The sequence below is a fragment of the Pseudomonas sp. 43A genome (assembly GCF_013363935.1).
Taxonomy (GTDB): Bacteria; Pseudomonadota; Gammaproteobacteria; order Pseudomonadales; family Pseudomonadaceae; genus Aquipseudomonas; species Aquipseudomonas crudilactis.
In genome coordinates, this window is the sequence record NZ_CP054880.1 from 1,767,471 (window position 1) to 1,789,946 (window position 22,476).

Here is a 22,476-nt window from a genome sequence, read left to right on the forward strand (position 1 = left end):
GGGCAAGATATTTCACCCCTGCAAATCGTTGCCGGGCATGCCGTCCGGAGGATAGAAGGGGTAGGATAGCCGCCATCTTTTCCCAGTCTTGTTATCGGAGTTGCCCATGAGTGCCGTCACTCGCGCAGCGGTGGAAGCCGTCCTCAGCCAATACACCGACCCTTACCTGAACCAGGATCCGGTCAGCGCCGGTTGCGTGAAGAACATCGAGATCGTCGGTGACCGCGTCAACGTGCAGTTGGAAATCGGATACGCCGCCGGTCTGTTCAAGAGCGGCTGGGCGCAAATGCTGCAGTTGGCCATCGAGAACCTCGACGGTGTCGCGGCCGCGAAAGTAGAGATCAATACAGTTATCGCCGCGCACAAAGCCCAGGCGCAGATTCCGGGGTTGGCCAACGTCAAGAACGTGGTCGCCGTGGCCTCGGGCAAGGGCGGTGTGGGCAAGTCGACCACCGCCGCCAACCTCGCGCTGGCCCTGGCCCGTGAAGGCGCCAAGGTCGGCATTCTCGACGCCGATATCTACGGCCCGAGCCAGGGCATCATGTTCGGCATCCCCGAGCGCACCCGCCCTGAGGTCAAGGACCAGAAGTGGTTCGTGCCGCTCAAGGCTCACGGCGTGGAGGTCATGTCGATGGCGTTCCTGACCGACGACAACACGCCGATGGTCTGGCGCGGGCCGATGGTCTCCGGCGCACTGCTGCAACTGGTCACGCAAACCGCATGGGGTGATCTGGATTATCTGGTGATCGACATGCCGCCAGGCACTGGCGATATCCAGCTGACCCTGGCGCAAAAAGTCCCGGTGGCCGGTGCGGTGATCGTCACCACGCCACAGGATCTGGCCTTGCTCGACGCACGCAAAGGCGTGGAAATGTTCCGCAAGGTCAACATTCCGGTGCTGGGCGTGGTGGAAAACATGGCCGTGCACATCTGCTCGAACTGCGGGCATGCCGAGCATCTGTTCGGTGAGGGCGGCGGTGAGAAACTGGCGACCCAGTACGGTGTGGAACTGCTGGCTTCGCTGCCGCTGTCGATGCTGATCCGCGAGCAGGCCGATGGCGGCAAACCGACCGTGATCGCCGAGCCGGACAGCCAGATTGCCATGGTCTATCAGGAACTGGCCCGTCACGTCGGCGCACGGATCGTGTTGCAGGAAGCCGCTACCCCGGCGATGCCTAACATCACCATCAGCGACGATTGATCAATCAGCAATACCGATAACCCTGTAGGAGTGAGCCTGCTCGCGATAACGGTCGATCATTCAACTCATTTGTTGAATGTTAATCCGCTATCGCGAGCAGGCTCACTCCTACAGTTGTTTTGCGGTGGCAGTTAGATACGCAACCCGCCATCCATCTCCAGAATCCGCCCGGTGTAATAGTCGTTTTCGAAAATATACGCCGCCGAATGGGCGATCTCTTCCGGCTTGCCCATGCGCTTGAGCGGAATTCCCGAGGTCATTTTCTCCAGCGCTTCGGGCTTCATGCCCAGGGTCATCTCGGTTTCGATGAAGCCCGGCGCAATCCCCGCCACACGAATGCCATAACGCGCCAGCTCTTTGGCCCAGGTCACCGTCGCTGCAGCAACACCGGCCTTGGCCGCCGAATAGTTGGTCTGGCCAACGTTGCCGGCCCGCGAGATCGACGAGATGTTGATGATCGCGCCGCTGTTCTTCAGCTCGACCATTTTCGCCGCCACTTCACGGGTGCAGAGGAACACGCCGGTCAGGTTGACGTCGATCACCGCCTGCCACTGTGCCAGGCTCATCTTGGTCATTTCGCCGTCCTTGACCTTGAGCAGCAGGCCATCGCGCAAGATCCCGGCGTTGTTGATCAGGCCGTGGATCGCGCCAAAGTCAGCGGCGACCTGAGCGACCATGTGCTCGACCTGCTCTTCATTGGCCACGTTGCACAGATAGCTGCGCGCCTCGACGCCTTTGGCCTTGCAAGCCGCGACCGCGTCGTCGAGTTTTTCCTGATTGAGGTCGACCAGCGCGAGCTTCGCGCCTTTGCCGGCGAAATACTCGGCCATCGAGCGGCCCAAACCCTGGCAACCGCCAGTGATAATGATTACTTTGTCGTTGAGTTGCATTCGCATGCCCCGATAGCAGGTCTGAGTAGTTTTTGTTTTCAGCGACTCCCGATCTGCACCGGCCGTGGCTGGTTTGCACATGAGAATTGCCCGCCGGCTGACCGGGACTTGATCCCCGGCGCCTGTCCGTTTTTTCGACGGATTCTATTTAAGGAGTCATAAATTGAGCGTTGAAGTGGCGAAGAATGCCCGAGAATTGCTTCTCAAGGAATACCGCGGAGTGCTGTCGACCCACTCCAAATCGATGCCCGGTTTTCCCTTTGGCTCCGTGGTGCCGTACTGCCTCGACGAGCAGGGCCGGCCGCTGATCCTGATCAGCCGCATCGCCCAGCATACCCACAACCTGCAAAAAGACCCGAAATGCTCGCTGCTCGTCGGTGAGCGCGAGGCCGATGATGTGCAAGCCGTTGGTCGCCTGACCTATCTGGCCGAAGCGCAAAAGCTTGAAGACGCCGCTGCGATCGAAGCTGCCGCCGAGCGCTACTACCGGTATTTCCCGGATTCGCAGAACTACCACAAGGCCCACGATTTCGATTTCTGGGTGCTGACCCCGGTGCGTCACCGCTACATCGGCGGTTTCGGCGCGATCCACTGGGTCGATCAACTGACCCTGGCCAACCCGTTCGCCGGCAAGGCTGAAATCAGCATGGTCGAGCACATGAACAGTGACCACGCCAAAGCCATCGCGCACTACGTCGACCTGGCCGGTCTGCCGAAAAACGTACCTGCGCAACTGGCCGGGATCGATACTGAGGGCATGCACCTGCGCATCGGTCAGGCGCTGTACTGGTTGCCGTTTCAAGCCCCTTGTCATACGCCGACACAAGTGCGCGAAGCCTTGGTTTCATTGGCTCACGCACAGGTCTGGCCAAAAAATGCAGTGGTCGACGCTTGAATTCACGAAAGGGCGACGTCATCTAAGGCTTACTGCAAGGCATTTCTTGCGTTGAGGAAACTTTGATGCGCCCTTTTCTGTTGCTCTTTCTGCTGTTTCCAGTGCTGGAGCTGTTCGTATTCGTCAAAGTGGCAGGTTCCATCGGGTTTTTCCCGGCCCTGCTGCTGATCATTCTCGGCTCGATGTTCGGCGTGTTCGTGCTGCGCGTCGCCGGTCTGGCCACGGCACTGCGTGCCCGTGAAAGCCTGAACCGCGGCGAATTGCCCGCGCAAACCATGCTCGAAGGGCTGATGCTGGCTCTGGCCGGTGGCCTGCTGATTCTGCCGGGCTTTATCAGCGACGTGGTCGGTCTGGTCATGCTGCTGCCGTTCAGTCGTCGACTGCTGGCGAACAAAATGCGCCAGCGCGCCGAAGAACAGGCCATGCGCCAGCGTGCGTTCGCCGATGACCTGCAACCCCGTGGCGGTCCTGCGCCGCGTCAGCCTCTGGGCCGCGAGGGTGATGTGATCGAAGGCGAGTTCGAACACCGCGACACCAAGTAACTGCACTGTCTGCACGGCACCTTCGGGTGCCGTGTTCATTTTCGGGGTGCTGAAGTGAAAAATTTTCTGCCCGCGCCCTTGTAATAAGCTTATGCGCCCTTATGTATCGGTCACCGAAAGGTTTCTGGCATTTGAGCCAGTCAGACTTCCGCGGCTCGCTTGACGATCCGCAACCGGCGCAGGCCGGATTTGTTAAACCCGCCGGGACTACACCGGCCGATGAAAACCACAATTAGGAGAGATCGACAATGAAGCTTCGTCCTCTGCATGACCGCGTCGTAATCCGTCGCAGCGAAGAAGAAAAGAAAACCGCTGGCGGTATCGTCCTGCCAGGTTCGGCTGCTGAAAAAGCCAACCACGGTGTGATTCTCGCTGTAGGCCCGGGCAAAGCTCTGGAAAACGGCGAAGTGCGCGCACTGTCCGTTAAAGAAGGCGACAAGGTTGTGTTCGGTCCTTACTCCGGCAGCAACACTGTGAAAGTCGACGGCGAAGACCTGCTGGTAATGAGCGAGAACGAAATCCTCGCTGTTATCGAAGGCTGATTCCCCCGTTCATTTTCCCGCTACTACAAAGTATTTAAGGAATATCGATCATGGCTGCTAAAGAAGTTCTGTTTGGCGATTCCGCCCGTAAAAAAATGCTCAAGGGCGTCAACGTCCTGGCTGACGCAGTAAAAGCGACCCTGGGCCCGAAAGGCCGTAACGTGATCATCGAGAAGAGCTTCGGCGCTCCGACCATCACCAAGGACGGCGTTTCCGTCGCCAAAGAAATCGAACTCGAAGACCGTTTCGAAAACATGGGCGCGCAGCTGGTCAAAGACGTTGCCTCCCGTGCCAACGATGACGCTGGTGACGGTACTACTACCGCTACCGTTCTGGCTCAGTCGATCGTCAACGAAGGCCTGAAAGCCGTCGCTGCCGGCATGAACCCGATGGACCTGAAGCGCGGTATCGACAAAGCGACCATCGCTATCGTCAAAGAGCTGAAGAACCTGTCCAAGCCATGCGCTGACACCAAGGCCATCGCTCAGGTCGGCACCATCTCGGCCAACTCCGACAACTCCATCGGCGACATCATTGCCGAAGCCATGGAAAAAGTCGGCAAAGAAGGCGTGATCACCGTTGAAGAAGGCACTGGCCTGGAAAACGAACTGTCGGTTGTTGAAGGCATGCAGTTCGACCGTGGCTACCTGTCTCCGTACTTCGTCAACAAGCCAGAGACCATGGTTGCCGAGCTGGACAGCCCGCTGATCCTGCTGGTCGACAAAAAGATCTCGAACATCCGCGAAATGCTGCCAGTGCTGGAAGCCGTTGCCAAAGCCGGCCGTCCACTGCTGATCGTTTCCGAAGACGTTGAAGGCGAAGCCCTGGCGACTCTGGTCGTGAACAACATGCGTGGCATCGTTAAAGTCGCAGCCGTCAAGGCACCAGGCTTCGGCGACCGTCGCAAGGCCATGCTGCAGGACATCGCTGTTCTGACCGGCGGTACCGTTATCTCCGAAGAGATCGGCCTGAGCCTGGAAGCCGCTACCCTGGAAAACCTGGGCAGCGCCAAGCGTGTGACCATCTCCAAGGAAAACACCATCATCGTTGACGGTGCCGGTGCAGAATCCGACATCCAGGCGCGCATCACTCAGATCCGTGCTCAGGTTGCCGAGACTTCGTCCGACTACGACCGTGAAAAACTGCAAGAGCGTCTGGCCAAGCTGTCCGGCGGCGTTGCAGTGATCAAGGTTGGCGCTGGTTCCGAAGTAGAAATGAAAGAGAAGAAAGCCCGCGTTGAAGACGCCCTGCACGCAACTCGCGCAGCCGTTGAAGAAGGCGTGGTACCTGGCGGTGGCGTTGCGCTGATTCGCGCTCTGCAAACCCTGGTTGACCTGAAAGGCGACAACGCTGATCAGGACGTCGGTATCGCAGTTCTGCGTCGCGCTGTTGAAGCGCCGCTGCGTCAGATCGCTGCCAACAGCGGCGACGAGCCAAGCGTTGTGGTCAACGAAGTCAAGAACGGCAAAGGTAACTTCGGTTACAACGCTGCGACTGGCGAATACGGCGACATGATCGAAATGGGCATCCTGGACCCAACCAAGGTGACTCGTTCCGCTCTGCAAGCGGCATCGTCGATCGGCGGTCTGATCCTGACCACCGAAGCAGCTGTAGCTGACGCGCCGAAGAAAGACGGCGGCGCTGGCGGCGGTATGCCAGACATGGGCGGCATGGGTGGCATGGGCGGCATGATGTAAGCCAGCCTTGTCCCTGTAACGCAAAACCCCGCTGGCGAAAGTCAGCGGGGTTTTTTATTGCCCAAATATCAGCGTCACCCCCAAACCCCTGTGGGAGCGAGCCTGCTCGCGAAGGGGACGGATCAGCCAGCATTAATGTTGAATGACACACCGCATTCGCGAGCAGGCTCGCTCCCACAATGGGATCTATATTCAGGCGCTGATGGGTTGTGCCTTGACCACGGCCTCGGTTTTCACCGCCGGGCGATACAGCACCCAGTAATACGAGCCCAGACAAATCAGCCAGCAGAAAATCGCCGTCCATACGTTGTGCGAGAAGAAGTGCGCGCCTTGCATCATCCGGCTGATCGAAAACACCGAACCCAATGCAAAGGCAAAGATAAACGCCTGACGAGCCAGACGCGGACGGCGATCACGCAGGACAAAGAACAACGCAAACAAGGTGAACCCCGTTGCCGCATGCCCCCCGGGCCAGCAGCGACCGGGCTTGTTGGTTTCTGGGCGATGTTCCATCAGTTTGCTGTAGGTTTCATGTCCACCGAATTGCTCCAGGCTCCAAGGGCACTGCACAGCCGTCACGGCTTTCATCGGGGTGACGAATGAGGTCGCCAGGCCCAGCGACAGCACCAGGCAGCCCAGTTCACGCTTGAATGGCTTCAGTCTTGCGATAAAAAATGAGCCGATAAAGCCCAGTACCGCAAACACCGAGAAGCCGATCACCACCTGTTTGGCGCGATCGTGCAGGATGTCTTCAAGGAAAAAACTGTGGCGGCCAATGAAGTCGCCGGCCACCGGGTCATAGAACAACCGCGCCAGCACCATGTCCAGATCAGTCATTTCCAGCAGGACCAGCGTGAGCGCTGCAACGACGGGAATGCCCAGATACAGCCATAGATTCATCGGGCGAGGAGTGGGGCGTACAACAGTTGATGACATGTTGGTTCCTGAATAAAAGAAAACGCCCCGGGGCATCAGCCCGGGGCGCTTCGATTAACGTTCGCTGACTTGTGGAGCACCCTCCTTGGGTGCTTTCCAGGCAAGCAGCTGTTGCTTGAAGCCATAACTGGCGGTTTGGTAATAAGTGATCGCGCGGGTGATCAGTGGATCATCACTGGTCGCTCGGGATTCGCGGCTCTCGGTCAGCGCATCGTCATGCCGACGCAAGCCCTGACGCGGGCTGAGGATCGCCAGATCCTTGCCGTCGAACAGGCCCAGATGCTGGTAGTTGCCGACCACCACACGTGGTGGCAGCGGGTTATCCTGCAACAGGTTGCGACCGAAGAACGTCGATTGGTAATCCATGTTCAACAGGCCCAGCAGCGTCGGCGCAAGATCGATCTGGCTGGCCAGTTGGCCACTTTCACGCGGCTCGACCAGTTTCGGCGCATAGATAAACAGTGGGATTTGATAGTTGGCGATCGGCAAGTCTTCTTTACCGGCGCTACCGGCTGTGTGGTCGGCGACGAAGATGAAGATCGTGTTGTCGAACCACGGTTTCTGCCGCGCCTGCTCAAGGAACTGGCCAATCGCGTAGTCGGTGTATTTCACCGCGCCATCACGACCGTTACCGGATTTGATGTCGATCCGGTCGTCCGGATAGGTGTAGGGGCGATGGTTGGAGGTGGTCATCAACTGCAACAGAAACGGTTGCTGCTTGGCATAGTCGGCATCGGCCAGTTTCAGGGTCTGTTTGTACAGGTCCTCGTCGGCCATGCCCCAAGCGTTCTTGAAATGAATCTCGGCTTCGTCAACGCTGCTCTGATCGACCACGCGGTAACCATTGCCACTGAAAAACGCGTTCATGTTGTCGAAGTAGCCGCGCCCGCCATAGACAAACACGCTGTCGTAGCCCACCGCGCTGAGTTGCTGACCGAGGCTGGCGAAACCGCTTTCACGACCGATGCGTTTGACGATCGAACGGCCCGGGGTCGGTGGAATGGCCAGGGTGATGGCTTCCAGGCCGCGGTCGGTACGGGTACCGGTGGCGTAGAAGTTGTTGAAGTACAGGCTCTGTTTGCGCAAGGCATCCAGATTCGGTGTCAGGTTACGCTCGTCGCCATTGCTGCCCAGGTACTTGGCGCTGAGGCTTTCGATGGTTACCAGCACGATGTTCGGTTTGCGTGGGGTGCCGGGGTTGTCGATCATCCGGCGGATGTCCTGCGGGTCCTTGCCGATGAACTGCGCGTTGGGTTCATTCAGTTCGGCACGAATCTGCTGGGCGACTTTTTCCGGCGCCAGGCTGCCGTAAAACTGCGTGTAGTCCAGTTCGTTGTTCCGGAACGCGGCGAAGAACTGATACGGGCCATTGCTCGCCAGTTCGTTCTGATAGGCGTTGCCGCCCTGCGCACGTGGCGCATCCTGACTGAGCAGTTGCAGGCTCAGGCCGGCGACCACCAGCAACGCCAATGCATTGAGCAGACGTCCACGTAACGGCGGCAGCGGAGCGTCCAGCGCAGAGTTGAATGGCTTGCGCAGGGCAAAACTGATAGCAATGGCCAGCAGCGCCAGAATGCTCAACAGCGTAGCGATCGGATACGACTCCAGCACGTTGTTCAGCACTTCGTCGGAATACACCAGATAGTCGACGGCGATGAAGTTGAAGCGCACACCGAACTCGTCCCAGAACAGCCACTCGGCCACCGAGACGAACAGCATGGCGAACAGGCTGACGGTCAGCAGCCCTTGCAGAAACCAGCGATGGCCACGGCGACGCCACAGCGCTGGCGGGCAGAGCAGCAGGTACAGGCCCATCGGCAGCGCGGCATAGGCGAGGAAACCCAGGTCATACAACAGACCGATGCCGAACACGGAAAGCGCAATGCCGCCGGCCTCATCAAGGTGAGTCAGCAGCAGGACGGTTCGGGTCAGGAAGAACAGCACCAGCCAGACGCCAGTGACCAACAGCAGAAGGCGCATGGGCGCCGTCTTGAAAAAGTCCATTGTCTACATTCCTTATATCTAATGGCGCGAGAGTCTCGCGTTGTCACTGTAGTCAGGTTGTGAACCAATAGTGAAAAACTCGTTAAGCTTTGAATTTGCCTGAGAGAGTTGATTTACGAGGCTTTCAGCCCTAGCCCTGAGCTGGCGATGGCCTTAAGCTGCGCGAGCCATGACGGCCGTTACTGTGTACGGAGGAGTGCCCATGCGAATTCTATTGGTTGAAGACAACCGCGATATCCTCGCCAATCTGGCCGATTACCTGGGGCTCAAAGGCTATACCGTCGATTGCGCCCAGGACGGTCTGTCAGGCCTGCATCTGGCCGCCACCGAGCATTACGACCTGATCGTGCTCGACATCATGCTGCCCGGCATCGATGGCTACACCCTGTGCAAACGCCTGCGTGAAGACGCCCGTCGTGACACGCCGGTGATCATGCTCACTGCCCGCGATCAACTCGACGACCGCTTGCAGGGCTTCAAGTCCGGGGCTGACGATTATCTGGTCAAACCGTTCGCCCTGTCGGAACTGGCCGCGCGCGTCGAAGCGGTGATGCGGCGTACCCAGGGTGGCGGACGCCGGGCGTTGCAGGTCGGAGATCTGAGCTATGACCTCGATACACTGGAAGTGACCCGTGAAGGCAAGTTTCTCAAGCTCAACCCGGTCGGCCTGAAGTTACTGGCGGTGTTGATGCAGAAGAGCCCGCATGTCTTGCGTCGGGAAATTCTTGAAGAGGCGCTGTGGGGTGATGATTGCCCGGACAGCGACAGCCTGCGCAGCCACGTGCACCAATTGCGTCAGGTGATTGACAAACCGTTCGCCAAACCACTGCTGCACACCGTGCATGGCGTCGGTTATCGCTTGGCCGAGGGCCGCGATGGAGTTTAAGCAAAGCCTTTCCCAGCGGATCATCATCGCTTTTGCGCTGATGAGCGCACTGGTGGCCGGCGCGTTTGCCATGGGCATTGTTGCGACCGTGCACCTTGTGGAAGAGAAGTTGATTTCGGCCGGGCTGGGCGGCGACCTGCAGCGCCTTTTGCTCATGGACAATGTTTCGGACTGGAGCCACCGCCCGGAACCGGACCAATTGTTCTATTTCAGCGGCGGGCCGGGTGATTTCGAGCTGCCCAAGGACTTGCGTCACCTCGATGCGGGTTTCCATGAAGTGTTCCGCGAGCAGCTTTCGTATCACGCGATGGTCGAGATCGTTGACGGTCGGCGTTATGTGCTGCTGCAGGATCAAAGCGATTTCGAAGAGCGCGAGCGGGTACTGTTTGCCGTGGTACTGGTGGGCTTTGTGCTCAGTCTGGCGCTGGCGGTGTTCCTCGGCTGGGTGCTGGCGCGCAAGGTGATGGCACCGGTGGTGCGGCTGGCCCGGCAAGTGCGCCATCGCGACCAGTTACTCGGACTGGCACCGCCGCTGGCGCCGGATTATGCGGCAGACGAAGTCGGCGAACTGGCGGTGGCGTTCGATGCCACGCTGGGACGTCTGCGTCAGGCGCTGACCCGTGAAAGATTGTTCACCAGCGACGTCAGTCACGAGTTGCGCACGCCATTGATGGTGCTGGCCAGCTCCTGCGAACTGCTGATGGAAAACCCGGCCATCGATCAGCGCGGGCGTAATCAGGTCGAGCGCATTGCCCGGGCCAGTGAGGAAATGCGCGAACTGGTGCAGACCTTCCTGATGCTCGCCCGCTCCCAGCGCGAAGATGCCGGCTCGGCGCCGCAACAGAATCTCGCTCAAGTTGCGGACAGCCTGTTGTGCGTGTGGCGTGAGCCGATCGAAAGCAAAGGGCTGACCTTGCAGTTCGAACCGGGGAGTCCGCCGCACACGTGCTACAACGCGACCTTGCTGACCGCGGTGATGGGCAATCTGTTGCGCAACGCTTGCCACTACACCGAGAAGGGCTTTATTCGCCTGACGCTCAACGGCAGCGGTTTCGTGGTGGAAGACTCCGGTGTCGGCATTCCGGAGGAAAAACGCGAAGCCATGTTCGAGCCTTTCGTGCGTGGCAGCGAAAAGCGCGGCGAAGGCCTGGGGTTGGGATTGTCGCTGGTTCAGCGGATCTGCGAGAACCAGGGCTGGACCGTCAGCTTGAGCACGATGGAGCCCAATGGCTGCCGCTTCGAGGTGGATCTGGGCAAAATCTGACGCCCGGAGTGGCTCGATGCTACTCCCTCCTTCCTGTCTAAATCCTGTATAACGCTGTAATAATTTGTCTGTTTACCGGACATTTTTTTCACAAATGGATGACCTGACGCTGACACGCCGCTCCTTAAGGTGGTGACATCAGCAATTTAGGAGTCCAGGTGATGGCCGGTCCGATCAAACTCGATTTTTCCGAGAAGTACGACGATCAACACGCGCAGAAATACCTGCGCAAGCACAAAGAAAGCCTTGGACGGCGTCTCTCCCATTGGCGTGACGAACAGATGGCCCGCAAGGCGCTGGCGTCGGTGGGTGAACCGGGACTGGTGCTGGATCTGCCTTGCGGTGCCGGGCGTTTCTGGCCCTTGTTGGGCGAAAAGGCCAACCGGGTGATTATCGGCGCGGACAATTCCGAGTCGATGATCAAGACGGCAATGCAGTCGCAACCGGCCGATGTGGTGAAACGGGTACAACCCTTGCACACATCTGCCTTCGACATTGCCTTGCCTGACAACGCCGTCGACAGCATTTTCTGCATGCGTCTGCTCCACCACATCGGTGAAGCCGAGCATCGCCGGGCGATTCTGCGCGAATTCGAGCGCGTCACCCGGGACAGTGTGATCGTTTCGCTGTGGGTTGATGGCAATTTCAAAGCCTGGAAACGCCAGCGAGCCGAGCGCAACCGTGACAAACGCGAGTATCAGAATCGCTTTGTGTTACCGGCCGCTACGGTGGAAAAGGAATTCGAGGAAGCAGGTTTTCGGATTCAGGAACAACTGGACTTTATTCCGCTCTACGCCATGTGGCGGGTTTACGTATTACGCAAGAGGTAACAGGATGGCAGTGCAATTGGCAGCAGAAACGGATGTCGCTCCGCAAGACCGCTTTGACTTTTACTGGAACCAGCGTGGCGAGTGGGTGGAAGAGCCCAACGTTCGACGCGGCGGCGAAAGTGGCGTGCAAAGGGTTGTGGGGCGCGATGGTCAACTGCTGTATGCCAAGCGCCAGACCGGTCATATCTATCGCAGTTGGTTGCACCCTTTTGGCCGTCCTACTGTTCTGCGTGAACTTGATGCGCTGACCGGCGTGAGCAAGCTCGGTGTACGCGTGCCCGAGATCGTTTTCTGCGGTGCCCAGCCAGACCCGCAACATAAGTGGCGTGCACTGCTGGTCACTAAATCCCTGGACGGTTTCCAGGAACTGGAACATTGGCTGGCGGCTGCCGGCGGTCGCGATCAGTGTGGCGATGTGGTGTATGAGCGCGTGCTCAAGGACCTCGCCGAGAATCTGGCGCGCATGCACAAGGGCCGTTGGCAGCACAGCTGCATCTACATCAAACACGTGTTTGTGCGCGTGACGGGCGAAGGCGAGTCGGCCAAGGTCGAGGTTGCCTTGATCGATCTGGAGAAATGCCGCCAGCGTCTGACCGCCTATCGCGCCGCCTCCCATGACATGAAGCAATTGCGCCGCCATTCGTCGTTCCGCGACGCGGACTGGAAAAAACTCGTCTACTTTTATGAGACGGCGTTTGGCAGCGCTATCAAAGGTTTATAGCGATGAAACTAGAAATTGCACGAGGTTTGTTTTTGGTTGGAGCCTTGGCAGTTGCGTCATTGGCGGTGGCTGCCTGGGAGCAGCCCCGCATGCAGGTGGTTGGCGCGTCCGTAGACGACGCCCACTGCGCAGTCCCACGGGTGGCGAAAGCCGCCGTGGCGACCAAACCCGATCATGATTTGTTGCTGTTCATGTTCGGACTTTCTCAAGGGATGAGGCCGCAAAGTTGAACCGATTGAAGCCCACATAAAAGGCCTCGCAGATGCGAGGCCTTTTTTTATGCCCGGAGCAACGCAGATCCCTTGTAGGAGTGAGCCTGCTCGCGATAGCGGTCTGTCAGTTAATAATGATTTGAATGGCACACCGCTATCGTCGGAACGCCGCCCGGAGCAGGCTCACTCCTACAGGGGGTTACGCGGTTGGTTTGAGGTCGGGTTTCGCCAGCAGGGTGTAAACACACGGCAGCACGAACAGCGTAAACAACGTGCCAATCGACATCCCTGTGGCAATCACCATGCCGATATCGAAACGACTGACCGCCCCCGCCCCCGTGGCGAGAATCAATGGCACCATGCCAAACACCATCGCCGCCGTGGTCATCAGTACAGGCCGCAAGCGAATCGCCGCCGCTTCCTCAACGGCTTCACGCGCCGTCAGGCCTTTGTCCTTGCGCAACTGGTTGGCGAACTCGACGATGAGGATGCCGTGTTTACTGATCAGACCGATCAGCGTCACCAGCCCGACCTGGGTGTAGATGTTCATGCTCGACCAGCCGAGGAACAGCGGAATCAGCGCCCCGCAGATCGACAACGGCACCGTCACCAGAATCACCAGCGGATCGCGGAAGCTCTCGAACTGCGCCGCCAGCACCAGAAAGATAATCGCCAGGGCCAGGGCAAACGTCACCCACAACGCGCTGCCTTCCTGGACGAACTGGCGTGAGGCGCCGCCATAGTCGAAGGCGAACCCGGCGGGCGCTTCTTCGCGGGCAATCTGCAACACGGTGTCGATGGCTTCGCCCATGCTCACCAGCGGGAACCCGGAAATCTTCGCCGCGTTGAGTTGCTGAAACTGATTGAGCTGGCGCGGTCGGGCGCGGTCGCTGACCTTGATCAGCGTCGACAGTGGCAGCAACTCACCCTGGGTGTTTTTCACGTAGTAATTGTTCAGCCAGTCCGGATTATCGCGATACGGCCGTTCAACCTGAGCGATCACCTTGTAGCTGCGGCCTTCGATGGTGAACCGGTTGATTTCCGCCTCGCCCAGCAGGGTGGCGAGAGTCCCGCCGAGGTCCTGCATCGACACGCCCATCTGCGCGGCTTTGGCGCGGTCGATATCGACCACCACTTCAGGTTTGTCGAACGCCAGATCGAGATCGACGAAAGCGAACTTGCCCGACTCCATGGCGCGCTTCTTGATCCGGTCAGCCACTTGCAGCAGCAATTCGTAGTCGTTGGCCGTGTTGACCACGAACTCGAACGGCAAGCCTTCACCGGTGCCGGGCAGGGAGGGCAGGTTGAAGCCGAAAATCTGCAGACCCGGTATGCCCTCCAGTTTGCCCTGCACCTCGGGGAGAATCTGCATCTGCGTGCGACTGCGCTCGTTCCACGGTTTCAGCAGGAAACCGCCGATACCGGCCTGCACACCGTTGTAGCCGTTGATCTGGAACGAGGAGTAGTACTCCGGGAATTCCTTGAAGATCTTGATGAACTCGTCGGTGTAGGTGCTCAGGTAATCGAGGTTGGTCGGCTGCGGCGCGTTGGCCATCATGAAAATGATGCCCTGATCTTCATCCGGCGCCAGTTCCGATTTGGTGAACTTGAGGAACACCGGGATCAGGCACAACACGATCACCGCGAACACCAGCACCACCGGCCGCGTGTTCAGCGTGCCATGCAGCATGCTTTGATAACGGCGCTTGAGGCCTTCGAAGATACGGTCGAGCCGATGTGCCAGGCCACTGGGGTTTTCCTCGTGACGCAGCAAAAACGCGCACATCATCGGCGACAGGGTCAGGGCGACGATCCCGGAAATCACCACCGCACCGGCAAGGGTCAGCGCAAACTCCTTGAACAGCGCCCCGGTCAGCCCGGTGAGAAAACCGATCGGTGCGTACACCGCCGCCAGGGTGATGGTCATCGACACCACCGGCATGGCGATTTCCCGCGCGCCTTCCAGCGCCGCATCAAACGGCGTCTTGCCTTCCTCGATGTGCCGATGGATGTTTTCCACCACGACAATCGCATCGTCGACCACCAGACCGATGGCCAGCACCATCGCCAGCAGCGTCAGCAGGTTCATCGAGTAGCCCATCATCTGCATGAAGAACATCACGCCGATCATCGACAGTGGAATGGTCACCACCGGGATCACCACCGAACGCAGCGCACCGAGGAACAGGAACACCACGACAATCACGATCAGCACCGCTTCGAACAGGGTTTTCACCACTTCGTCGATGGAGGCCTGAATAAACAGCGTGGCGTCGTAGGCGATCTCGCTTTTCAGGTTCGGCGGCAGTTGCGCTTCCAGCTCGGGCATCAGCTTGCGCACTTCCTTGATCACGTCCAGCGGGTTGGCGCCGGGTGTCGCCTTGATGCCGATGTACACCGACGGCGTGCCGCCGAAGGAGCTGATCGAGTCGTAGTTTTCCGCGCCCATTTCCACCCGCGCGACATCGCTGAGCAGCACGCGGCTGTCACCACTGACCTTGAGCGGGATCGCCGCAAAGGCCTCGGCGGATTTCAGTTCGGTGTTGGCGTTGATGCTGGTGACCACGTACTCGCCTTTCACTTCGCCGGCGGCGGAGAGGAAGTTGTACTGGCGCACGGCGTTGGTCACGTCGGCGGCGCTGAGGCCAAAACCGGCGAGCTTCACCGGGTCGAGCCACAGGCGCATGGCGAACACCTGATTGCCGAGGATTTCCGCTTCAGCCATGCCCGGCAAGGTCGCCAGTTTCGGCTGGATCACCCGCGACAGGTAGTCAGTGATCTGCGGGTTGCTCAAATCCTTGCTGAAGAAGCTGATGTACATCAGCGCCGAAGCGTCGGCGGACTCCTTGCTCAACACCGGGTCTTCGGCGTCCTGCGGCAGCTTGTTTTTCACCTCGTTGGCCTTGGCCAGCAATTCGGTGAACAAACGGTCGGTATTGGAACCGATGCGCGCGTAGATCGAAATCACCGAGAAGTTCTGCCGACTGACCGAGGTCATGTAGTCGATGCCCTCGGCGCTGGCCAGGCTTTGCTGCATCGGCTGGGTAATGTAACCCTGAATGGTTTCGGCGTTGGCCCCGGGGTAGGCGGTGGTCACCGTGATCAGGGCGTTTTCCATTTGCGGGTATTGGCGCAGCGGCAACTTGCTCCAGGCCTGGAAACCCAGCAGCACAATCAACAGGCTGACCACAGTGGCGAGCACCGGGCGGCGGATGAACGGATCAGTAAAAGCCATGAGGATTCCTTGATCAGTCGGCGCGCGGCGGACTGTTCTGCTCGCCGAGGGTCTTGTCGTCGCTGATGGCAATGTGGGCGCCGTTGTCCAGTTTGATCTGGCCGGCCGTCACCACTTGTTCGCCGCTCTGCACGCCCTTGTTGATCATCACCAGGCCATCGCGGCGTTCACCGGTTTCGATGAAGCGGCGTTCGGCGATCAGCACCGGTTGGCCCTTGTCATCCTTTTCGACGCTGCCGTCCTCGGCTTTCTTCTGCCCGACCACGTAGATCGAGTTGCCGTAGAGGGTGTAGGTGATCGCGCTTTCCGGCACGACGATGTGTTTCTGCGGGTCGGGCAGCAGCACTTCAAGGCTGGCGAACATTCCCGGCAGCAGCTTGCCGTCGGGGTTGGCCAGGGTGGCGCGCACGAGAATATTGCGCGTGGTGCTTTCTACGATCGGGTTGATCGCGCTGATCTTGCCGGCGAAGGATTGCTTGGGATACGCGGCGACGGTGATCTGCACCGGCTGACCGATGGCGAGTTTCGGCACCGATTGTTCGGGCAGGTAGAAGTCGGCGTAGAGGCTACTCAAATCCTGCAGTGTGGCGATTTTTGTGCCACTGGCCAGATAGTCACCGACGTCGACCTGACGGATGCCGATGGTGCCGCTGAACGGCGCGAGGATGCGTTTTTTTGCCAGCGAGGCGTTGAGCTGATTGACCGTGGCCTTGTTCTTTTGCAGAACGGCAGAGAGGCGGTCGTACTCGCCTTTGGAGATCGCGCGGCTGTCGACCAGTTGGCTGCCACGGCCGAAGTCCAGTTGCGCCAGACCCAGATCAGCCTTGGCGGTTTCCAGCAGGGCGGTTTCGACGGCGCTGTCGAGTTGCAGCAGCGGTTGCCCGGCCTTGACCTTCTGTCCGGATTCGAACTTGAGTTCGGTGACGGTGCCGGCGACCTCCAGGCTCAGCTCGACCCCTTGCAGCGCCTTGAGCGTGCCGACGGTGGGCAAGCGCAGCTGCCACGGTTGCTCGCTGGCGTTGGCCACGGCGACGCTGATCGGCGGTTTCGGCTTGGAGAAGCCCTGGATCATCGTGTAGATCGAAAAGGCTTTGTACCCGCCCAGCACCAGGACGATCAGCAAAACAACACCCAACATGATCAGCATGCGGCGACGCAGCATATTTCCAGTTCCTTGGATAAATCAGGTGAGACAGGCGGGCACATTACTCCGAGTACAGGGGGGATTCCAACTGGCAGTTATTACAGGGGGGCGCAAAAAGATCGCAGCCTTCGGCAGCTCCTACAGGGGAATGCATTCCAAGGTAGGAGCTGCCGCAGGCTGCGATCTTTTAAGGCTGTTTTACGCCATCAGATGAAGATGGTTATCCCAGAGCCCCGCCGGCAATTCCAGCGGCTTGGCCAGCAGCTCATCCTGACGGCAATCGTAGTAACGGCAACGCCCCTGACCTGAAGTCACGACAAAACCGTCCTTCACTGCACCGACACCGGCGCAATCGGGCAACGGCGCATCGAGGCGCACTTCGCCGCTGTCCAGATCCCAGATAAAGAAGCGATTGCCACGCGGCGCCGTCAGCGCGACCAGCCGCAATTCACTGTGCACGGCAACGCTGGCGGTGTAATGCCCCATCGACTGCAACTGATGCTCAGGCACCGGGAACGCCACGAACGGCTGACCCGGACGCTTGATCGCCAGCAGTTCCGAACGCTCGTGCGAGGCGCCCATGAATTGCTGACCGGCAACGATGGTGCCGTCGCTGGCGATGCCCAGATGCCGCACGCTGTTCATCTGCTGGGCGAGAGTTTCCTTGCTCAGCAGCGTACCGTCGCGCTGCATCAGCACCAGACTTGGCTCCATGGCGTTGAGGTTCATGTCAACGCGACTTTCCGCCTCGGTACGAATCCCGCCATTGGCCACCACCAGCGTCTCGCCATCAGGCATCCACGACACCTGATGCGGGCCGAGGCCGTGGGTGGAAATCTCGCCTGTGTGCACCAGTCGCTCGCCTTCGAACTTGTACACGCCGAGCAGGCCACGACCAGGATCGGTCGTGTCGTTCTCGGTGGCGTACAGGTATTCGCCGTCCTTGTGCACCACGGCGTGGCCGTAGAAATGCCGGTTCGGCTGTGAGGTCACCGTCTGCAACAAGTTACCGTCGCGCAGATCGATCAGGTAACTCTCGGTGCCCGGACGCCGCGCGACGAACAGTGCAATCGGCTGCGTCGGGTGGTTGATGATGTCGTGGCAACGCTGGCCGACTTCGGTGGCGAACACCCGCGTGCCATCCAGCCGATAGCCGACGGCGTAGTGCTTGCCGTCGGTGTCGTCGCGCGCCGACAGCAACAGCGGGCTCTGATCCTTGCGTTTGAACAGCGTCCAGCCGCCCAGCGTCACTGCTCCCAGCAGTGCACTACCTAAAGTCAGAACCTGACGTCGCAGCATGGCACTTGCCCTCATCAGTCACCGTCGTTGGCGTTGAAGCCCAGTTGGATGCCCAGCGCCTTGGCCAGTTCGCCTTCGTGCAGGCGATGGACGACGTTGAGGCTGTCGTAGATGTCATTGAGTTGCTGACGACCGGCGTCGTCTTCAAGCATTTCGCCGAGCGAACGCTGGGTGCTGTCGAACAGCTTCAGCGACGCGGCGTAAGCGGCATCGATCTTGTCGGCCAATGGCTTTTGCTCAGCCGGCAACAGACCGCGCAGGCCTTTGTTGTCGACGCCTTCCCACACGGTTTTCGCCGCCGCGAGGCTGGCTTCCAGTGCAGTCAGCGAGGACTGGCTGCGCCATGCGTCGGCCTGGAACGGCTGTGGCACGCCTTTGCTCTGGCGGCCCATTGGCGTGCCGAGTTTTTTCTTCAGGGTGTCCAGCGCGGTGACTTGCACACGCAGCAGATCGGCGATCGCTTCGTGGGAGTCGGCGTAACGCTGGTTCGGGAACTTGCTCATCTGCGCGAGCATGCCGTCGGTGTTGTTCCAGCCCTGCAGAATCTCTTCCGCCAGCTGTTTCTGACGCTCGCCGATGGCGATCAGCAGTGGGCAGTACTTGGCTTTCTGCTCGGCGTTGGCCACGTCAGGCTTGGCATCGAACAGGATGTATTCGTAAGCCGACAGGCCTTGCACGACCACGCTCGATTTGGCCAGCGCGGCTGCATCGATCTGCGGCTGCGCGACTACCAACTGCTCGACCTGACGGCCGACGAGGTTCTTCTTGTCCGGCCAGAACTGCACCTGCCACGAGCGGTTGCCCTCGGCCAGCGGGCCGATCAGCAGCGGTTGCAGCTCGGCCCAGGCTTTCTGTGCGTGCAGGAAGTCGGCGCGGGCGGTTTCCAGGGTTTCTTTGCCCTGGCAGTAGGCGAGGGCGCTGACCGCCAGTTGCTTGTCGGCTTCGACCCAGCGGGTGTAGGTCGGCAGGATCACCGATTTGGCGATGGCCGCCGAGGTGACCGCTTGCGGATCCTGCGGCGAACAGGCACCGAGGGCGAGCGCGGCAAGGCTGGTGAACAGTAGCTTGGGACGGAACATGTCGGGCTCCCGATTCTTTTATCAGTGTTTAAAGTGAGTTCAAAAACGCCAGCAGCGCGGCACGCTGCTCGGCATTGAAAGACAAAACCTGTTGTTGCGCAGCTTGCGCTTCGCCGCCGTGCCAAAGCACCGCTTCAAGCAGATTGCGCGCGCGACCGTCATGCAAAAACTGGGTGTGACCACTGACCGCTTGCGTCAGGCCAATCCCCCACAACGGCGGCGTGCGCCAGTCGCGGCCGGAGGCCTGGAATTCTGTGCGGTGGTCGGCCAGACCGTCGCCCATGTCATGCAGCAGCAGATCGCTGTACGGGCGAATCACTTGATTGGCCAGTTCAGGTTCGGCGGCATTGGCGGCAGTGGTGTATTTCGGCGTGTGGCAGGAATCGCAGCCCGCCTGGAAAAACAGGTTCTTGCCGGCGATGACCTCTGCATCGTTGACGCCACGACGTGCCGGCACAGCGAGGTTGCGGCTGTAGAACAGCACCAGACGCAGGATGTTATCGCTGACTTCCGGTTCACCGTTCGGGCCATTGCCGTTCGGTGCCTGTTTGCAGGCGGTTTGCGTGTCGGTGCAATCATCAAAGGGTCTCAGGCTGGTCGTGAGGCCCATATCACCGGAAAACGCGTGAACATTTTGTTGATTGAGGTTCGGCTGCCCGGCTTTCCAGCCGAATCTGCCCATGACGGTTTTCTGCAGGGTGTCATCCCAGACCTGATTGGGCCGGCCATTGATGCCGTTTTTCGCTTTTGCTTGCGCAGCGGCGTTGGCGAGGATCGCTTCTTCCGGGATGGCTTCGAGCAGGCCGAGGCCGATCATCGGCGGGGCGACGCGAGCGGAAAAACGTGTGTCCGGGTGCATCGGGCCGTAGCCGAGCCGAGTGATCTGCAAAACCGGTTTACGTAGTTCGACTTCGGTGCCGTCCTTGAAACGAATCGGCACCGGCGTGTAATCAACGCGCACCTTGCCTTCGGGGGCGACGCCGGGCACGGCCATGTCCTGGAACTGACCGCCGTACACCGGCTCCGGCACCACGCCGACCTGTTCAATGACTTTGGCAAACTCCGGCGCATCGGGAATCGACAGACGCACGAGCATGGACACTGCGTTAGGCGCATCCGGCGTCGGCGGATGGCCGCGACCGTCCTTGATATGGCAGCCCTGACAGGCATTGGTATTGAACAGCGGCCCAAGACCATCACGCGCGGTAGTGGTCGACGGCGCAATCACCCACGGGCTGCGGAAGAAGCTGTTACCGACGCTGAAATCCACCCGCCGCGATGGCGGCAAGTTGGCCGAGGGCAGCGAGAACGCGTTCTGATCGGTCTTGCGCACGGTCGCTGCACCGCCCGAACGGGCTTCACCAGGCTCGGCCTTGGTGAAACGCGGGGCGTCATCGCAGGCACCCAGGCCCAGGGCCAGCAACAGTGCGGACAAGCGAAGAGGCAGCGAGGGCATCAGACATCCTGCGGACGGGCAAAAATAAAGGCGCAAAGTCTAACAGGGCGAAGGAGTTTGAATAAGAGGAATTATCGTTTGCTTGATACAGCGCAAATCTGAAGGCCTATGCAAAACCCCTGTAGGAGCTGCCGAAGGCTGCGATCTTTTGATCTGTCTTTTTTAGAAGCAAAGTCAAAAGATCGCAGCCTTCGGCAGCTCCTACAGTGGGCCGTGTAGGGCAGGCATAAAAAAGGCGACCCGAAGGTCGCCTTTTTTGAGTCGCACGCTGTGATCAGAACTCGTGATCAGCGTTGTCCGGGTTCAGGTCGCTGATGCCCAGTTTGCCGGCAGCGGCTTCGATCGAACCGGTCTGCTTGACCAAGGACGCGATGGCGTCGCGAACGATCTGGTTGCCAGCGGTGTTGCCGGCGGCGATCAACTGGTCGTAGTGCTCACCCTTGTTGGCGTGATCGACCATGACCTGGATCTTGGCTTCGGTGGCAGCCAGATCGGCTTTCAGCGCGGTGTCGGCAGCCGGGTCGGCCTTGGCCACCAGCGACGACAGGCTGGCGCCGGTCATTTTGGTGCCGTCAACACGGGTGTACTCGCCCAGGTAAACGTTACGAATGCCTTTGGCATCGTAGAAGTGCGAGTTGTGCGTGTTGTCGCTGAAGCAATCCTGCTCGTCTTCAGGGGAGTTGGCTTCCAGGGAAACCTTCATGCGCTCACCCGCCAGTTCGCCCAGCGACAGGCTGCCCATGCCGAAGAGCATTTTGCGCAGACCGCTTTCGCCCGGCTCGGCTTCCAGGGTGGCGCGGTAGTTGTCAGCCACGTTCGGCTTCCAGTTGCCGACCATTTCTTCGAGGTCGCTGACCAGCAGTTGGGTCACCGACTTCAGGTAGGCACGACGACGATCGTTGTGACCGCCAGTGGCACCGGCGCCTTCCAGGTAGTCGGAGGCAGGACGGTTGCCAGCGCCAGGGCCGGTACCGTTGAGGTCCTGGCCCCAGAGCAGGAATTCGATCGCGTGGTAGCCAGTGGCGACGTTGGCTTCGGAACCGCCCAGCTCGTTGAGGCTGGCGAGTTTTTCCGGGGTGATGTCTTTGACATCGACCTTGTCTTCGCCGACCTGAACTTCAGTGTTGGCGATGATGTTGGCGGTAGCGCCCGGGTTACCCAGAGCGTGCTCGTAGGATTTGTCGACGTAGTCGATCAGACCTTCGTCCAGCGGCCAGGCGTTAACTTGACCTTCCCAATCGTCGATGATGGTGTTGCCGAAGCGGAACACTTCACTCTGCAGGTACGGAACGCGCGCGGCGACCCAGGCAGCCTTGGCGGCTTTCAGGGTGTCGGCGTTCGGCTTGGCGAGGAAAGCATCGACAGCGGTCTGCAGGGTTTTCGCGGTGGATTCGGCATCGCTGTAAACGGCGAAGACCATGTCGGCGTAGTGCGCGACCACAGCCTTGGCGGCGGCTTCGTCGACTTTACCGGCAGCGGCAGGCGCAGCCGCTGGAGCGGTGGTGCTGGCGGCTGGCGTCGGTGCGGCCGGCGCGGCAGCCTTGTCTTTGCCTTCGCCGCAACCGGCGAGGGAAATAGCGATGGCCAGCAGACTGGCGGTAGCCAGAGGCATACGAATCATGGCGAACATCCTGCTTCGATAG

At 59.7% G+C, this 22,476-nt stretch carries 19 protein-coding genes; 10 read left to right on the forward strand and 9 right to left on the reverse strand.

Annotated elements, in window-relative coordinates; translation table 11 throughout:
* The first annotated feature begins 106 nt into the window (after positions 1 to 106).
* Positions 107 to 1,201, forward strand: coding sequence for an iron-sulfur cluster carrier protein ApbC (gene apbC / locus HUW52_RS07825; protein ID WP_016986666.1), 1,095 nt, complete (start codon positions 107 to 109; stop codon positions 1,199 to 1,201).
* 131 nt (positions 1,202 to 1,332) lie between these two features.
* Here apbC and HUW52_RS07830 read toward each other — a convergent pair whose 3' ends face one another.
* Entirely contained in the window at positions 1,333 to 2,091 is a 759-nt protein-coding gene (locus HUW52_RS07830) for an SDR family oxidoreductase (RefSeq protein ID WP_053123391.1), read from the reverse strand.
* A 163-nt stretch (positions 2,092 to 2,254) separates the two neighbouring features.
* On the opposite strand from HUW52_RS07830, the gene HUW52_RS07835 reads away from it, so the two are divergent.
* The 4 genes from HUW52_RS07835 to groL all read left to right on the forward strand — a co-directional run bounded on the left by HUW52_RS07835 (position 2,255) and on the right by groL (position 5,767).
* Positions 2,255 to 2,986 (forward strand): HugZ family protein, encoded by a 732-nt coding sequence (locus tag HUW52_RS07835; protein ID WP_016986668.1) that lies wholly within the window; start codon positions 2,255 to 2,257, stop codon positions 2,984 to 2,986.
* A 65-nt stretch (positions 2,987 to 3,051) separates the two neighbouring features.
* Entirely contained in the window at positions 3,052 to 3,528 is a 477-nt protein-coding gene (locus HUW52_RS07840) for an FxsA family protein (protein ID WP_016986669.1), read from the forward strand.
* Positions 3,529 to 3,776: 248 nt separating this feature from the next.
* Positions 3,777 to 4,070 (forward strand): co-chaperone GroES, encoded by a 294-nt coding sequence (locus tag HUW52_RS07845; RefSeq protein ID WP_007916610.1) that lies wholly within the window; start codon positions 3,777 to 3,779, stop codon positions 4,068 to 4,070.
* A 50-nt stretch (positions 4,071 to 4,120) separates the two neighbouring features.
* A complete protein-coding gene (gene groL / locus HUW52_RS07850; RefSeq protein ID WP_175553332.1) occupies positions 4,121 to 5,767 on the forward strand; it encodes a chaperonin GroEL in 1,647 nt (548 codons plus the stop codon).
* Between the two features lie 192 nt (positions 5,768 to 5,959).
* Here groL and HUW52_RS07855 read toward each other — a convergent pair whose 3' ends face one another.
* Both HUW52_RS07855 and HUW52_RS07860 read right to left on the reverse strand, forming a co-directional pair.
* A complete protein-coding gene (locus HUW52_RS07855) occupies positions 5,960 to 6,703 on the reverse strand; it encodes a phosphatase PAP2 family protein (RefSeq protein WP_016986671.1) in 744 nt (247 codons plus the stop codon).
* A gap of 54 nt (positions 6,704 to 6,757) precedes the next feature.
* The gene (locus HUW52_RS07860; RefSeq protein WP_175553333.1) at positions 6,758 to 8,707 is read right to left on the reverse strand and encodes an LTA synthase family protein; all 1,950 of its coding nucleotides are present in this window, start codon (positions 8,705 to 8,707) and stop codon (positions 6,758 to 6,760) included.
* Positions 8,708 to 8,909: 202 nt separating this feature from the next.
* Here HUW52_RS07860 and colR point away from each other — a divergent pair, with 202 nt between their 5' ends.
* From colR to HUW52_RS07885, 5 genes are all read left to right on the forward strand, one after another.
* Positions 8,910 to 9,593: a two-component system response regulator ColR gene (gene colR, locus HUW52_RS07865; protein ID WP_016986673.1), complete on the forward strand. Its 684-nt coding sequence runs from the start codon at positions 8,910 to 8,912 to the stop codon at positions 9,591 to 9,593.
* Positions 9,583 to 10,857 (forward strand): HAMP domain-containing sensor histidine kinase, encoded by a 1,275-nt coding sequence (locus HUW52_RS07870; protein WP_016986674.1) that lies wholly within the window; start codon positions 9,583 to 9,585, stop codon positions 10,855 to 10,857. Before colR ends, HUW52_RS07870 begins: the two co-directional genes overlap by 11 nt.
* Before the next feature lie 161 nt (positions 10,858 to 11,018).
* A complete protein-coding gene (locus tag HUW52_RS07875; RefSeq protein ID WP_016986675.1) occupies positions 11,019 to 11,687 on the forward strand; it encodes a class I SAM-dependent methyltransferase in 669 nt (222 codons plus the stop codon).
* A gap of 4 nt (positions 11,688 to 11,691) precedes the next feature.
* Positions 11,692 to 12,408: a lipopolysaccharide kinase InaA family protein gene (locus HUW52_RS07880; protein ID WP_175553334.1), complete on the forward strand. Its 717-nt coding sequence runs from the start codon at positions 11,692 to 11,694 to the stop codon at positions 12,406 to 12,408.
* Between the two features lie 2 nt (positions 12,409 to 12,410).
* Positions 12,411 to 12,638, forward strand: coding sequence for a hypothetical protein (locus HUW52_RS07885; protein WP_016986677.1), 228 nt, complete (start codon positions 12,411 to 12,413; stop codon positions 12,636 to 12,638).
* Positions 12,639 to 12,819: 181 nt separating this feature from the next.
* On the opposite strand, the gene HUW52_RS07890 is transcribed toward HUW52_RS07885, so the two are convergent.
* From HUW52_RS07890 to HUW52_RS07915, 6 genes are all read right to left on the reverse strand, one after another.
* Positions 12,820 to 15,855, reverse strand: coding sequence for a multidrug efflux RND transporter permease subunit (locus HUW52_RS07890; protein WP_175553335.1), 3,036 nt, complete (start codon positions 15,853 to 15,855; stop codon positions 12,820 to 12,822).
* 13 nt (positions 15,856 to 15,868) lie between these two features.
* Positions 15,869 to 17,017 (reverse strand): efflux RND transporter periplasmic adaptor subunit, encoded by a 1,149-nt coding sequence (locus HUW52_RS07895; RefSeq protein ID WP_175553336.1) that lies wholly within the window; start codon positions 17,015 to 17,017, stop codon positions 15,869 to 15,871.
* Between the two features lie 180 nt (positions 17,018 to 17,197).
* Positions 17,198 to 18,298: a DUF1513 domain-containing protein gene (locus HUW52_RS07900; RefSeq protein ID WP_016986679.1), complete on the reverse strand. Its 1,101-nt coding sequence runs from the start codon at positions 18,296 to 18,298 to the stop codon at positions 17,198 to 17,200.
* 14 nt (positions 18,299 to 18,312) lie between these two features.
* Entirely contained in the window at positions 18,313 to 19,377 is a 1,065-nt protein-coding gene (locus tag HUW52_RS07905) for an imelysin family protein (protein WP_175553337.1), read from the reverse strand.
* 28 nt (positions 19,378 to 19,405) lie between these two features.
* Positions 19,406 to 20,833, reverse strand: a complete 1,428-nt coding sequence (locus tag HUW52_RS07910; RefSeq protein WP_175553338.1) for a di-heme oxidoredictase family protein — start codon at positions 20,831 to 20,833, stop codon at positions 19,406 to 19,408.
* Positions 20,834 to 21,107: 274 nt separating this feature from the next.
* Positions 21,108 to 22,454 (reverse strand): imelysin family protein, encoded by a 1,347-nt coding sequence (locus tag HUW52_RS07915; RefSeq protein ID WP_016986681.1) that lies wholly within the window; start codon positions 22,452 to 22,454, stop codon positions 21,108 to 21,110.
* Positions 22,455 to 22,476 lie beyond the last annotated feature (22 nt).